Origin of the sequence: Streptomyces sp. T12 (genome assembly GCF_028736035.1) — a bacterium.
Taxonomy (GTDB): Bacteria; Actinomycetota; Actinomycetes; order Streptomycetales; family Streptomycetaceae; genus Streptomyces.
Genome location: NZ_CP117866.1, coordinates 7,946,103 through 7,959,131 on the forward strand (window position 1 = coordinate 7,946,103; position 13,029 = coordinate 7,959,131).

A 13,029-nucleotide genomic window follows, 5' to 3' on the forward strand; every position below is an offset into this window, starting at 1 on the left:
GGGTCAGCCGATGCGGCGGCCGTATGCCCTGAGCGTGCGCAGCGCCCTGATCGTCACCATGGGTCGTGCCTCCAGGGCGGTGCCCGGCGCCCACTGGCGCCAGCTGATCGGCCAGCCTCCGTCTTCCTGCTGTTCGCCGGCGAGGTGGTCGAGGGAGCGGCTCATCTCGTCGTCGGTGAACCACGCGCGCGCGTGGGAGCGCGGCGTCCGCGCGTAGTCGTGCGGGAAGTGGTGCTCGCCGGGGGCGTAGCCGGGTGGGACCGGGTACGCGGCGAGGTCGTCCGGCTCCAGCGCCGCCAGGCGCTGTTCGCGCACCAGGCGGCCCAGGCGGTCGGCGGCTGCCTCCGCGCGCGTGCGATCGGGAGCGGAGTCCAGGAAGGCCACGGCGGCCTCGATCTCGTACGGATGGGACTTCTCCAGGGATTCGACCGCCTGCCAGCAGAAGTCCGTGGCCCGGAACAGCCAGGCGTGCCACACCTCGTTGCGGTGCAGCAGACCGACCACCGGCCCGGTGGCCAGGAGTGAGCTGGGCGGGTCGTCCACGATCGGGATGAAGGGGGCCGCGGGGTAGCCGCGCTGGCTGGGATGGATCGCCGGGAGGGCGCCGTCCGTGGTGGAGACCGAGGTGAGGTAACGGCATACGCGATCCACGCGCTGCCCGCCGCAGCGCTCGATGGCGTCCAGGACGTGGAGTGCGTGGCCGGTGTGCAGTGGCTGGCTGACCGGGCCGCGCAGATCGGGCTCCAGCGCGTGCCCGTACCCCCCGTCCTCGTTGCGGTAGGCGTCCAGCGCGGTCTCCACCGCGGCGGCGGCGCCGTTCAGGAAGTGATACGCGAAGAGGCGCTGTTCGAGCACGCGCGCGGTGAGCCAGACGAACTGCTCGGCGCGGAAGAGAGGGGAGTGCGCCGGGGGCGTCGGGGGGAGTGGGGAAGCTCCTGTTTCGGCCATGCGTCAGACCGTAGGGCGGAAAGCGGTCTCGGCAAGCGGTCCCGGCGTAGGCCCACTCTCAGGGGCGGGATACTGAACGCGTGCGGTTGACGGTCAGCAGGAAGACAGGCGTGGTGGGGGGCTGTGTGCTCGGGATGAGGTAGGCCTGCGGTCGGCCCATCGGTTCATCGCCGGAAACGATCTTCTCTTGCGCCAGGTACGCGCTGGTTGCGACTTCCGCCAGTGCCCCATGACATGACCGCTCGTCGTCTCAGCCGATCTGGCGGACCGGAGCAGCTGGGCGCCGCGCCGCTCATCCAGCAGGCCTATCTCGCCTTGTGCAGCAGGGCCGCGACGAGGGTGGCGGTTTTCTCGCCTGCTCGCTGCTTGATCAGACCTTCCTTGGCAGCTGCGCGAAGCCGGACCTCCGAGCCGTTCTGCCCGCCCTTCGACACCAGCGCAGTCACCACTACAGGATTCATGCCGCCGGCACCGCCGCGCGCAACGACACGGATGGTCTGTTCGTCCCTGTCAGGGGCAACCTGCATGTTCTCGACCGCTCGCCCTACCTGATTGAGCATGCCGGAGACGTGCTCCACGGCGTCGTTGAACGGCAAGGGGATGACGAGTTCGATCTCATGGACGTTCTTCCTCATGAGCATGGCCACCCACCGGACCAGGCGACCGCTGCCCCCACTCACCGCACCCAGAGCCGCAAGCTCATCAGCCAGGATCTGGTCCTCACTCCGGTCCACGCGCTCCCCATACGACTCGATCGCTCTCTGGCCCGCCGCCGGCGTCCCGGACAGGCTCAGTCATCCACGTCGGCACACCATGCTGACGTATCCCGGACAGGCTCAGTCATCCACGTCGGCACACCATGCTGACGTATCCCGGACAGGCAGTCATGGACACCGTGCCTCACCCCCGAACGGATAGGCAACTGCCTCCCTGGCAGCAGGTCATGCAGGGCCTGTTCTTTCACGGTTCCAAATTCCTTGAAATGCTTGAGTAAATAGATTCTTCATGCGGTATCGGCGGATCTCCGAAAGAGTCTTGAAGGCCACTGATGAATGTGATTCCGTCTGATTCAAGAGGTTGGCCGACCGGTCATCCGTTAATCCCGAGTTGGGGGATGTCATGTCTGTGACGTCACTGTCCGAGCGACTCGCCGGCAATGGACTGCAGCAGCATCTGCACGCGGAGGCGACGGCTGTGGAGGAGGGTTGCATTCCGCGCTATGAGTCGTGCGCCTGGGACTCTCAGTGCTGCCACGGCCTGATCTGCGAGTGGTTCCACTGCTACCTGCAGGGCTGACAGCCGGCGGATGAATGCCCCCGTCGGGGAGGTGGACCCGGAACAGGTCCACCGCCCCGGCGGGGTCGGGACGACCGTGAAGGGGGCGCGACGGCCCCACTCCACCACCGCGGCAGCCTGGGGGCAGCGGAATGCTGAGACTGTGGAAAGCGGCGCGGACGGCACGGGAGTTCGTGTTGTCCGCCCGGCGTGACGGCGGTACATACGAACTGGAATGGCCGCACGTGCAGCGGAAATTCGGTGCGGCAGCGCGCGGCGCGCCGTCCGCAGTGGCCCGGCTGCGAATAGCAGAAAGAATACTCATGGGTTTCCTCGACCCGGTCGAGGATGCATTGTTCGTGGCCGCGGGCCTGATTTCGCTCGGATATCCGGCCTCCTTTCATATCGGCCGGGAAACGGCCCCGGTCGTGGCACCGGGGGGCTTCTACGCCTGGGTGCAGTGCGCCGGCGCCGTGGTGAGCACCTCGCTGCCCGTCCGGGAGGAGTACACCGAGGTGCTGCGCGCAGGGGAGGAAGCATCGTGCTGAAGGTCGTGACCACAGACCGTCACGATGCCGTGACCGCGCCCGTGGGTCCCCGGGGCCTGGCGCTGGAACGGCGGGAGATCGGCGAGAGGGATGTGTACTACCGCGTCGGTCCCGGGCGGCTGGAGTGGAGCGAGGACCCCGCGGACCTCGCCGGTGGAAGGGACGGGCAGCTGCCCGACAGGCACCTTCCCGCACCGGGCACCCTGCTTGCCCTGGTCCACGGTCTGGCTCCGCCACCGGACGCCACACCGCTGCCGGGGGTCCGCCGTCTGGCGCTGGGCACAGCGGTGCACGTGGGCCCCGATGGGGTCACCGTCTCCCGCCGACGGCCGACCCTGCCGGCCGAGTCGGGCAGTCTCCTGGGGGCAGTCGCCGACGTCCTGGCCGCTGCGCCCGACGACTATGCCATCGCCTACGGCGGTGGACTGTCGTCCGCCTTCCTCGCGGTTGCCGCGCTGGCCGTCGGCCACCGACCGCAACTGGTCCACGCCGACCTGGGTCTGCCCGGCTTCCGCCCGGCCCCGGCTCCCCTTCGCGGGCTGGACGTCCGCCGGGTACCGATCGACGTGTTCGACCTGCTCGACCATCACCGGGCGCCCCTCGGCGGATTGACGCCGACCCTGCCCGACGTGGAGTTCCCCCGCAGGCTGGCCGCCGCTCTGTCCTCCGCGGCAGGACGGCCGCTGGCTTCGGCCGCGCTCCTGGAGGACCTGGCCGCCGCCAAACTGTCGGACCTCGACATGGGATACCGCGACTGGCGGCTCCTGACCTGCGAACCGTTCCACCTCTCCGGTGTGCTGCCCTCCCTGCGGGAGGCCGCCGACCTGCTGGCGCAGGGCGTGGTGCGCAGCGATCGGCCCGACGCGGGCGTCCCTGAAGACGCCCAGCCTCTCGACGGGCCTCCTCCGCCTCCCCCGCTGGGCAGGCGCGACCTGCCGGTGATGACGCCGCAGGGCCGCGTCGCCCTGCAGACGACCCAGCAGGCATCCCTGTCCGTCTGGAAGGACCATCTGGATTTCCTGGGCCCGCTGCTGGGCCGCGCCGACGCCGGGGTGACCGAACGGGTGCCCCGGGACAGCCTGGTCCTTCCGGCCCTCGATCCGTTGGTGCTGGGGGCACTGGAGGCCCTGCCCCCCGAACGGCTCGGCCGCGTCTCCCGGGGGCTGTTCCGCAACAACGGGCCGCTGGTCGCGGCGGTCGCCCGGCATCGGGTGCGTGGGCTGCGACGCGCCTCGTCGTCGTTCGACCTCAGGCTCGCGGCAGCCGCCTATCTGCATCGCGAACGCGCCAAGATCATCGATGAGCTGGAGCGGGAGAGCGCCCTGGCGGACATGGGGGTGATCGACCCGGGCGCGGTGGCCGGTCTGATGAGGAGCGGCCCCGGCCGCGCGGACCACGCCCTGCCGCTGCTCCGACTGCTGTGGATCGACCGATGGCTGAAGGGCTGACCGCCATGACCGCTCCCGCAAGGCACCCCTCCGGGCGCTTCGTCCTCGGCCCCGGAGTACGACTGACGTGGCTCCCCTTCGGGGGCGCGGTCCTGCTGAACGAAAAGACCCTCGCCCTTGCCGAATGCGTCGAGGAGGACGCCGCGGTGATGGAGCGCCTGTTGGCGGGCGAACGGCCCGACCCCGGCGACCCGGACGTACGGCGAGTGGTCCGCGACCTGTTGACATCCCAGTGGCTCGTCGTCACCGACGAAGCGAAGTGAGGTCCCATGCCATCCCGACTTCCGCAGGCGGCGCTGGCCGCACTGGCCGGACCGCTGCTCGTCGGCGGTGCCGCGAAACTCCTCACCCCCGCGGCCCGGCTGGCGTGGCCGTACCGCAAAGGACCCCTGCGCGCGCCGCTCGGGCCCCGTCTGGCGGGCGGTGCGGAACTCGCCGCGGCGGCCTCGCTCGTCCTGCTGCCCGGCCGCGCGGCTCCGGCCGCCGCCGTGGTCACCTACGGCACGCTGACCGCCGTGGCACAGTCCCTGGACGGACAGCGCTGCGCGTGCTTCGGAGCCGCCCGCCTGGCGACCGTGGGCCGAGCGCACATCGGTGCCAATGCCCTGGGCAGCGCCGTGGCGGCCACTCTGCTCGCCTGCGAGCTGCCTGCCCGGCCCCGGCTGCGCGGGGCGACCGCCGCGCTGGCCGCCACCGTGACGGCGGCCGCCGTACTCTTCGCCGACCGGCAAAGGGCACAGGGGGCGGCGGATGCGGTGGAACGCTGCGAGCAAGCGGTGGCCGCCGTACGGCTGTACGTCTCGGACAACTGCCCCGCGTGCCGGGCGCTCAAGCAGCTGCTCGGTGCGATGGAGCCGGTGCGCCAGGACCGCGTCACCCTGACGGTGGTCGGCAGCGGCAGCGAACTGCCGCCGGAGATGGCGGACATGTCGGTGCCGTGCGCCCTGCCGGTCGACGCGGCCGGCGACCCCGTCTGCTCGCCGGTTTCCGGGATCGGGGCGGTCAAGGCTCTGATCGACACCGTCGTCATCGCCGGGGCGGACGCGCCGCATGCCGCCTGAACCTCTGGGGTCCGCCGTCCTCGCCCGGCCCGGCGGAGCCGCACACGACACCGTGCTCTTCCGGCCGGATCTGTCCGTCTGGGCCGTACTCGGCTCCGCCGAACGGCCTTCCGTGGCCGACCACAACCCCCGGACCGTCCACTGGCGGGACCTGCCGGTGGATCCCGGCCTGGCCGGTGTCGCGCCGGCACGTGCCCGGCACGCCGACGTGGTGATCGGCGGCGTGCCAGGATCCCCTCCGTGGCGGCTGCCGCTGCGGACGGTCCTGTCCGCGGGGCTCGCCTGGCATCCCCGACTCCCCCTCGTCGCGGGCCTCGTCCAGCAGGGCGAGGGCCTGCATCCATGGAGCGCCGACTACGCGACCCGTCGGCTGACTGTCCACCAACGCGTGCGGGCCGCGCTGTCCCTGCTCTGCCGCCGCCCGGGCCGATCGGTCCTCGCATGGTGCTCGGACGGGCAGTCGGCCCTTCTTGCGCTGCCTGCTCTCGTGGCGACCGGCCCGCCGGACGAGGGCGGCCAGGACCGGGCGTGGAGTCCGATGGTGTACGAGGCCGCAGGACCGGGTCATGTCGCCTTCGTGCCCGGTCACGCCGAACTCCTGCGCCTGGCCGGCGCCTCGGTGTCCGTGGTCGACCCGGTCACCGGAGCCCTGCGCACGCTGACCCCGCCGTTGCTCGTGGGAGGCCTGGAATCCTCTCCGAGCGGACGGCGACTGCTCGTCGAGCACAGCACCGCGGCCGACAGCGGCCCGGCGCAGCGGCCGCCGGGGCCCGGCGACGGGCTCGTCTGGTCTCGCGCCGTGCTGCGGACCGACAGTGGCTCTTGGGCGGCCGTGCCGGCAACCACCCGCTGGGCCACGGGGCACGACGGGGACACGACGGCCGCGAGCACGGTCGTCGCGGGGGGCACGGCGATCGAGTTGCACACGCTGCCCGACGGCGAAGGTCCCCCCGCGGCCGAGGAGCGGGTCGCGACCGCCGGACTGACGGTCACTCACGAAGTCGACGACCCACCCGTGTGGTGGCACTGCCTGACAGTGGGCGGCGAGCCGGCCGTCGTGAGCCGCCACCGCGCTTCGCTTCGCCTGCGCACGGGTGCGGACGACCTCCGCGTGGCGCTGCCGCGGGCACTCGGTAGGCTCGGCCCGGCGGCGGCCGGTCCCGACGCGGCAGGGGTCGTCATCTCCTGTGTGCTGGACGGCCGGGCGGGGTTCCTCCGGCTGGACCGTGGCGAGCCGGTCGCCTGCATCGCGGTCGAGCCACCGGGGGAAGGCGACGACGCCCCCCTCGAAGCCAGCTGGGCCACGGTCGAAGACGGTGTCCCCCGCCTCATCACGCGTCGTGCGGGACGCTTCGCCCGCCACGAGCTGTGCGGCCTGCGCCTCGATCCGGCGCACGGGACCGTCCCCCCGCCGGTGTGTCCGGCGCCGTCCCGCACCCGGGGTCGAGCCGCGCCACCCGCGCACGTCCTGGCCCCGCCGCCGGGAGGGGAGAGCCCCCGGCTGACCCACGTCGACGGCCCGGCCCCAGGAGCGCGGGCGGCGGCGCAGCTGCTGTGGATCCAGGTACGCCGGAGCACCGGCACACCGACGGGTGGCACAGCAGTGGAGGGTGGCGCAGCAGCGGACGGGGGCGCCCCCGTCCATCTCACCGGCCTGCGGTCGCGCACCTGGCTGCTCGATCTCCCGCTCATGTGGACGGCCGACGTCCGGCCGGACGCTGTCCGGCAGCAGATCGTCCATGCGGTCGATCAAGCCGTGGCGATCCTGCGGGAACGGCCCCCGCGGGGCGGCCCCGTCGTTGTCGGCGGCCACAGTTTCGCCGCCACCGTCGCCCTCCACGCCCTTGCCCACTGCCCGTCACTGGCGGGCGCGATAGCGCACAGCGGGTGCTACAACCGGACGCTGACGCCGGAGGGTTTCCAGTACGAGCGGCGTAGCTACTGGCAGGTCCCCGAGCTCTACCGGGCCTTCAGCGCCCTCGACTTCGCCGACCGCCTGACCCGCCCGGTGCTGCTCGTCCACGGCCTCGACGACACCAACGCGGCCACCCCGCCGGACCAGGCGGTGGCCCTGTACCGCGCCGTCGTGGCCACCGGTGGACGGGGCCGGCTTGTTCTCCTGCCGTACGAGGGACACAACTTCCGCCACCGCGAAAGCCTGGAGACCGTGGCACGGGAGCACGACGCATGGCTGGCGGCCTGCGTCGCACTCTCCGATCACCGGGCGGAGAGCCTGGAAAGGACCTGACCGATGGCACGAGTCGACGCGGAGCACCCTGACGGCCTGGACACGACCTCGGACGAGACCGGTGAGGAGGCACGGATCAGCACCGCCGACCTGATGCGGGCCAGCGCGTACATGGTGCGTATGGCATGGCGGGCGGACCGTTCGCGGCTGGCGGGCATTGTCGCGGTGCAGTTGCTGACGGCGGCGGGCCTGGCCGCGCTGGTGCTGGTGCTGCGGGACATGCTGGGAACGGCGTTCTCGCCCGGCGGCGCGGGCGGCCCGTCGGGGGACGGACTGCTCCTCGCGCTGTGCGGGCTGGTGGTGCTCACCTCCGCGGGCGGCATTCTGCGTACGGTCGCGAGCGGCTGGCAGCGGATGCTGACGGTGAAGACCGACCGGCACATCATGGCCGCGGTGCTGCGGAGTGCGGCACGGTCGGACCTCGCCCGCTTCGAGGATCCGGCGTTCCATGACCGGCTGCAACAGGCCGTGTTCGCGTCGCGGTCCCAGCCGGTGATGGTGGTGACGGCCCTGATCGGCGCGCTCCAGGCGCTGTTGAGCATGGCCGCGGTGGGAGCCGCGTTCGCCGTCATGACCTGGTGGCTGCTGCCGTTCACTCTGCTGGCCGTGCTGCCCGTGCTCAAGGCGGCCCGCGATGAACGGGACGCCGACTACCGTCTGCACGGGCAACTGGCGGAGGGCCGCCGGGCGCGCGAGTACCTTGAGCACCTCCTGGCCGGGCACGACGCGGCCAAGGAGATCCGCGCCCTGAACCTGGGCGACACCCTGCGCGACCGCTGGAACAGCGGCTACGCCCGGGAAATCGCCAGTACGGCCGCGATGCAGCGTCGGCACACCCGGCGCAAGGTGCTCGCGCGGCTGATAGGTGATGTCCTCTTCGTCGCCGTCATCGGCGGTATGTGGTGGACGGTACGCAGTGGCGGCGTCGCCCTTCCCACGGCGCTGGCCGCGCTGGCGGCGTTGCTGATGCTCGCCACCCGCGTGCAGATGCTCGGCTACCTCTTCAACAACATCGGCGCCTCCGCCGCGTACGTGAAGGACATCCGCACCTTCACGCGGGACGGCGACGGCACGGATCGCGGGCGCGCTGCCGCGCTGCCGGACGACAGCCGCTCTCCGGCCTCGCCGCCCACGCGGCCGGCCTTCTCCTCCCTGCGCGCCGACAGGATCTCCTTCACCTATCCGGGCTCCGCCGGGGCCGCGCTGCACGACGTGTCGGTGGAGCTGGGCGCCGGCGAACTGATCGCCGTCGTGGGAGCGAACGGCTCGGGCAAGACGACACTGGCGAAGATCCTCGCCGGCCTGTACGAGCCTGACGGCGGGTGCTTGCTGTGGAACGGGCTCGGCGAGTCCCGCCCCGAGCTGCGGCGGGCCGCGACGGCGATGGTCTTCCAGGACTTCGTCCGCTTCAAGCTTCCCGCTCGGGACAACATCGCCTTCGGCCGTCCCGAGGAGCCCGCGGATGTGGACGCCGTCACCGGTGCGGCGGCCGAAGCGGGGGCCCGAGGCGTCATCGAGGGGCTTGCGCAGGGCTACGAAACGGTCCTGAGCAAGGAGTTCAGCAACGGCGCCGACCTGTCGCTGGGCCAGTGGCAGCGGCTGGCCTTGGCCCGCGCCTTCTACCGAGACTCGCCCTTCGTCATCCTGGACGAGCCGACCGCCTCCCTCGATCCGCAGGCGGAGGCCGATCTCTTCGGCCGCATCCGCACCCTGTTCGCCGGCCGGACGGTTCTGGTGATCTCCCACCGGTTCTCCAACGTCCGCGACGCCGACCGGATCTACGTCATGGAGTCCGGCCGGGTCATCGAGCAGGGCACCCACGACGAACTGACCGCGGCCGACGGCACCTACGCCCGGCTGTTCAGGCTTCAGGCCGAGGCGTACCAGCACGGTCGGCGCGGTCAGCGCCGCAAGGGGCCGGCCGACGGAACGGCCGCGGTTGCCGCACTGCCCTGAGACCGCCCGGCCGGCGGCGGCTCAGGAGGCGAGGGCACCCAGCAGCCGTTCACCGCGCCGGGTCAGCAGCAGCCGCACCTGCTGACCCTGACGCTTGCGCCGGACGAGTCCGGCCGCCTCCAGCAGCTTGCAGTGGTGCGTCGCGGCTCCGGGCGCGCACTGGAGCAGCGCGCTCACCTCTCCCATGGTCAGCCCCCGGTGTGCGTGACGCATGACCCGGGCCCGCATACCGCCGAGAACCGCCTCCAGAGGGTCGAGGGCACGGTGGTTCGTGGTGGCCGAACCGGCTGCCAGCTCCCGCAGCCCCGGCACGGGGTAGCCGATCCAGGACGGGCCCTTGCCGCCGAGGCCGAGCACGGCCGCGGTGGTACCGGACACCAGGGGAACGAGCAGGAGCCTGCGGTCGGGCAGGTCCAGCGTGCCCGCGGCGCGCCCCGGCAGCCACAGCCCCTCCGGGGTCCGGTGGACGCGAGGACCGAGCCCCGTCAGGGCGGTGTCCAGTGTTCCGGTGACCGCGGCGATACCGATGCGCTCCACCTCACGTTCGAGAAGGTGCCGCGACCGATGCCATACCGGCGCGAACGCCGACCAGATACCCGCCGCCGCATGGACGTAGCCGTCGATGAACGGCGCCGGCCGTTCGAGTACGCGTTGCCACGCCTCGGGGATGCCGGCCGGGAACCTCTTGGCCAGTTCCTCGCCGAGTTGCTCCGTGGTGACCGCGGCCGCCCGGTCGAGTTGTGCGGGGACATCGTCCGTGTCGAGCGGAGAAGGGGACAGACAGTCCGGCAGCCACAACCGGTCGCTGCCGCACGCGGGACTCAGCGCCTGGGCCGCGGCGCGCGGACACGCGCGGCGAGCCGCGGACCGCCACTCGGGCGGTACCCCCTGGACGGCCGCGCCGAGGGCATCGGCCAGCAGTGACAGCACCGTCGGCAGAGGCTGACGGCACACGGAAACCCTCAGACGGGCCACGGGCCCTAAGCGCAGTATGGACTCGTTCCTCACGTGCTCCCCCGTTTGTTCGCAGCAGCCCCTCCGGTCCTCGTCCGAGCCGGTCGCCGCCGGAGAAGCCGTGGTCTGTTCGCTGTTGCGGGAGTCAGTCAAGAACACCGGTGCGCGGGCGTGAACCTGAGAGGTCTGAGGGTGAGCGGCAGCCTCACCTTGACAATTGCACGCCAGGGACGCGTCACCGCGCCGCGCCGAGGCAGGCACCAGATCCACCCCCAACTCCTGCCCCCCACCAGCACTTCAAGTCCGCCGAACGCCTATCCACGTCCGGACAGAATGGAGTCGCTCATGCCTTGCGGTCGCCGAGTGGATCGCGGATGCCCCGGAGCATGTGCTGGAACAGCTCGGCGCCTGTCCGGATCCGCTCCTGCCCAAGAAGCTGACTCCCTCGGAATCGGCAGAGTGCCGCCTCCTGACCCGCGTCGACGGCGAAGCGCTGGATCGGGCTCTGGGCCGATGGCTCGCCGACCGCCGACCGCCGGTCCGGGCACCCCGGGACTCAACTCATCGGCAAAGTGGACCTACGCCGGCGTCCAGCTCGAAGCCGGCGAGCCGATCGTCTCCCTCGCCCGCTGGCTCGGGCACACCGACCCTGGCTTTACTCTGCGTACATACACGCACCTTTATGCCCGACGCGGGCAGGCGAGGTCGCGCCGCCATGGATGCTTGGTTCAGCAGGGAGGCCAACTCCCTGGAAACTCCCTGACGGTCATGCGGCGGTGTAAGAGGTGGGAAACATGCAGGTCAAGGTGTGTATGGAGCGGAATTCATGCGGTTGACGGTCTTCTGGGAGCGGATGGCGGATCACTTCGGTCCGGGATACGCCGACACCTTCGCGCGCGACCACGTGATGACGGAGCTCGGCGGGCGCACGGTGCACGAGGCGCTGGACGCCGGCTGGGAGGCCAAGGATGTGTGGCGTGTGGTGTGCGCCGTCATGAACGTTCCGGGGGAGAAGCGCTGACCGGTCACGAAGATCGCAGGACGGCAGCCGGTTGTCGGTGGCGTGGGCGACACTTGCTCCGTGGCACGCACTGACGAGACCGGGCAGCTCGCCCGGCACGGATCCCCGTTCGGCACGACGCCGCCCACCCGGCCCCCGGGCGAGGGCGCCGCCGGGTCGAGCGGCCGCATGCCGCGCTGGCTGCCGCGGGCCATGGTGCTGGCGCTGGCGCTCGTCGGCGCGTTCCAGCTGGGCAGCTGGGCCTTTCACCAGCTCACGGGGCTGCTGATCAATATCCTCATCGCATTCTTCCTGGCTCTGGCCATCGAGCCGGCGGTGAGCTGGATGGCCGCGCGCGGCATGCGTCGAGGGCTGGCCACCGGCATCGTCTTCCTCGCCGTGATCATCGTGTCCGCCGGGTTCGTGACGCTGATGGGGTCGATGCTCGCGGGCCAGATCATCAAGATCGTCGAGGATTTCCCGAACTACCTCGACTCCGTCATCAACTGGATCAACACGCACTTCCACACCGAGCTGCGCCGCGTGGACGTCCAGGAGGGCCTGCTGCGCTCCGACTGGCTACGCAACTACGTGCAGAACAGCGCCACTGGCGTCCTGGACGTGTCCGCCCAGGTCCTCGGCGGTCTCTTCCAGCTGCTGACGATCACGCTGTTCTCGTTCTACTTCGCCGCTGACGGCCCGCGACTGCGCCGCGCACTGTGCTCCGTACTGCCGCCGGCCAGGCAGGCCGAGGTGCTGCGCGCGTGGGAGATCGCCGTCAACAAGACGGGTGGCTACCTGTACTCGCGCGGCCTGATGGCGCTGATCTCCGGCATAGCCCACTACATCCTGCTGGCGAGCCTGGACGTGCCGTACGCGCCCGTGCTCGCCGTGTGGGTCGGCCTGGTGTCGCAGTTCATCCCCACCATCGGCACGTATCTCGCGGGCGCCCTGCCCATGCTGATCGCCTTCACGGTCGATCCTTGGTACGCGCTGTGGGTGCTGGCCTTCGTCGTGGTCTACCAGCAGTTCGAGAACTATGTGCTGCAGCCCAAGCTGACCGCGAAGACCGTAGACATCCACCCCGCGGTCGCCTTCGGTTCGGTCATCGCGGGCACCGCCCTTCTCGGCGCGGTGGGCGCACTGATCGCCATCCCGGCGGTCGCCACGCTGCAGGCGTTCCTCGGGGCCTACGTGAAGCGGTACGACGTCACGGACGACCCGCGCGTCCATGGACATCGGGGACGGGGCACAGGCGGCAACCTGTTTGCACGCGCGCGTGAGTTGTGGGTACGACGGCCGGGGAAGCAGCCCCCGGCAGAGACGGGGAGCTCCGGGGGGAGCTCCGTCTGAGCCCCCAGCTGCGCGCGACGGGAATCCGGAGCGTCCAGGATTGAGTAGCCGTACTCAAGTCCGGATGGGCTCAACGCCGGAAGATGAGTCCATGCTCGCGTGGGTCGTGGACGTCTTCGTGGCGGTCTGGATCACAGCGCTCGATGTGCTGCTGCTGGCGGTGTACTGGTTCTGGGTAGGCCCAAGCAATGGGCGTCTGAAAGACACACCCCTGGTCCGACAATGAGCCTCTGCCTGG

At 71.1% G+C, this 13,029-nt stretch carries 12 protein-coding genes; 9 read left to right on the forward strand and 3 right to left on the reverse strand.

Annotated features, from left to right (window positions below):
* Positions 1-3: 3 nt before the first annotated feature.
* On the reverse strand, positions 4-948 hold the full coding sequence (locus PBV52_RS35755; protein WP_274244094.1) for a hypothetical protein: 945 nt from the start codon (positions 946-948) through the stop codon (positions 4-6).
* A gap of 305 nt (positions 949-1,253) precedes the next feature.
* A complete protein-coding gene (locus PBV52_RS35760) occupies positions 1,254-1,682 on the reverse strand; it encodes a hypothetical protein (protein ID WP_274244096.1) in 429 nt (142 codons plus the stop codon).
* Positions 1,683-2,067: 385 nt separating this feature from the next.
* Between PBV52_RS35760 and PBV52_RS35765 the strand changes: the two genes are divergently transcribed.
* From PBV52_RS35765 to PBV52_RS35795, 7 genes are all read left to right on the forward strand, one after another.
* The gene (locus PBV52_RS35765) at positions 2,068-2,244 is read left to right on the forward strand and encodes a hypothetical protein (RefSeq protein WP_274244098.1); all 177 of its coding nucleotides are present in this window, start codon (positions 2,068-2,070) and stop codon (positions 2,242-2,244) included.
* A gap of 302 nt (positions 2,245-2,546) precedes the next feature.
* Positions 2,547-2,771 (forward strand): hypothetical protein, encoded by a 225-nt coding sequence (locus tag PBV52_RS51455; protein ID WP_306801456.1) that lies wholly within the window; start codon positions 2,547-2,549, stop codon positions 2,769-2,771.
* Positions 2,765-4,219 carry a hypothetical protein gene (locus PBV52_RS35775; RefSeq protein ID WP_274244102.1) on the forward strand — a complete coding sequence of 485 codons (1,455 nt, stop codon included), beginning with the start codon at positions 2,765-2,767 and terminating at the stop codon, positions 4,217-4,219. Before PBV52_RS51455 ends, PBV52_RS35775 begins: the two co-directional genes overlap by 7 nt.
* 5 nt (positions 4,220-4,224) lie before the next feature.
* A complete protein-coding gene (adfB, locus tag PBV52_RS35780; protein ID WP_128430743.1) occupies positions 4,225-4,482 on the forward strand; it encodes an actinodefensin-associated protein B in 258 nt (85 codons plus the stop codon).
* 6 nt (positions 4,483-4,488) lie between these two features.
* Positions 4,489-5,280 (forward strand): hypothetical protein, encoded by a 792-nt coding sequence (locus tag PBV52_RS35785; protein WP_274244104.1) that lies wholly within the window; start codon positions 4,489-4,491, stop codon positions 5,278-5,280.
* Positions 5,270-7,528 (forward strand): S9 family peptidase, encoded by a 2,259-nt coding sequence (locus tag PBV52_RS35790; RefSeq protein ID WP_274244105.1) that lies wholly within the window; start codon positions 5,270-5,272, stop codon positions 7,526-7,528. The genes PBV52_RS35785 and PBV52_RS35790 overlap by 11 nt, the downstream gene beginning before the upstream one ends.
* Before the next feature lie 3 nt (positions 7,529-7,531).
* Positions 7,532-9,484: an ABC transporter ATP-binding protein gene (locus tag PBV52_RS35795; RefSeq protein WP_274244106.1), complete on the forward strand. Its 1,953-nt coding sequence runs from the start codon at positions 7,532-7,534 to the stop codon at positions 9,482-9,484.
* A 21-nt stretch (positions 9,485-9,505) separates the two neighbouring features.
* Here the strand turns inward: PBV52_RS35795 and PBV52_RS35800 are convergent, their stop codons facing one another.
* Positions 9,506-10,438: a helix-turn-helix transcriptional regulator gene (locus tag PBV52_RS35800; protein ID WP_274244107.1), complete on the reverse strand. Its 933-nt coding sequence runs from the start codon at positions 10,436-10,438 to the stop codon at positions 9,506-9,508.
* 826 nt (positions 10,439-11,264) lie between these two features.
* On the opposite strand from PBV52_RS35800, the gene PBV52_RS35805 reads away from it, so the two are divergent.
* Positions 11,265-11,459 carry a DUF3046 domain-containing protein gene (locus tag PBV52_RS35805; RefSeq protein WP_128430821.1) on the forward strand — a complete coding sequence of 65 codons (195 nt, stop codon included), beginning with the start codon at positions 11,265-11,267 and terminating at the stop codon, positions 11,457-11,459.
* Between the two features lie 60 nt (positions 11,460-11,519).
* Positions 11,520-12,791 carry an AI-2E family transporter gene (locus tag PBV52_RS35810; protein ID WP_274244109.1) on the forward strand — a complete coding sequence of 424 codons (1,272 nt, stop codon included), beginning with the start codon at positions 11,520-11,522 and terminating at the stop codon, positions 12,789-12,791.
* Positions 12,792-13,029: the final 238 nt, after the last annotated feature.

What these genes read in the sequence shown, in the direction of transcription:
- PBV52_RS35795 (WP_274244106.1), top strand. Translation starts at nt 7,532, where the DNA reads ATGGCACGAGTCGACGCGGAGCACCCTGACGGCCTGGACACGACCTCG.
- PBV52_RS35785 (WP_274244104.1), top strand. Translation starts at nt 4,489, where the DNA reads ATGCCATCCCGACTTCCGCAGGCGGCGCTGGCCGCACTGGCCGGACCG.
- PBV52_RS35765 (WP_274244098.1), top strand. Translation starts at nt 2,068, where the DNA reads ATGTCTGTGACGTCACTGTCCGAGCGACTCGCCGGCAATGGACTGCAG.
- PBV52_RS35755 (WP_274244094.1), bottom strand. Translation starts at nt 948, where the DNA reads ATGGCCGAAACAGGAGCTTCCCCACTCCCCCCGACGCCCCCGGCGCAC.
- PBV52_RS35805 (WP_128430821.1), top strand. Translation starts at nt 11,265, where the DNA reads ATGCGGTTGACGGTCTTCTGGGAGCGGATGGCGGATCACTTCGGTCCG.
- PBV52_RS35790 (WP_274244105.1), top strand. Translation starts at nt 5,270, where the DNA reads ATGCCGCCTGAACCTCTGGGGTCCGCCGTCCTCGCCCGGCCCGGCGGA.
- PBV52_RS51455 (WP_306801456.1), top strand. Translation starts at nt 2,547, where the DNA reads ATGGGTTTCCTCGACCCGGTCGAGGATGCATTGTTCGTGGCCGCGGGC.
- adfB (WP_128430743.1), top strand. Translation starts at nt 4,225, where the DNA reads ATGACCGCTCCCGCAAGGCACCCCTCCGGGCGCTTCGTCCTCGGCCCC.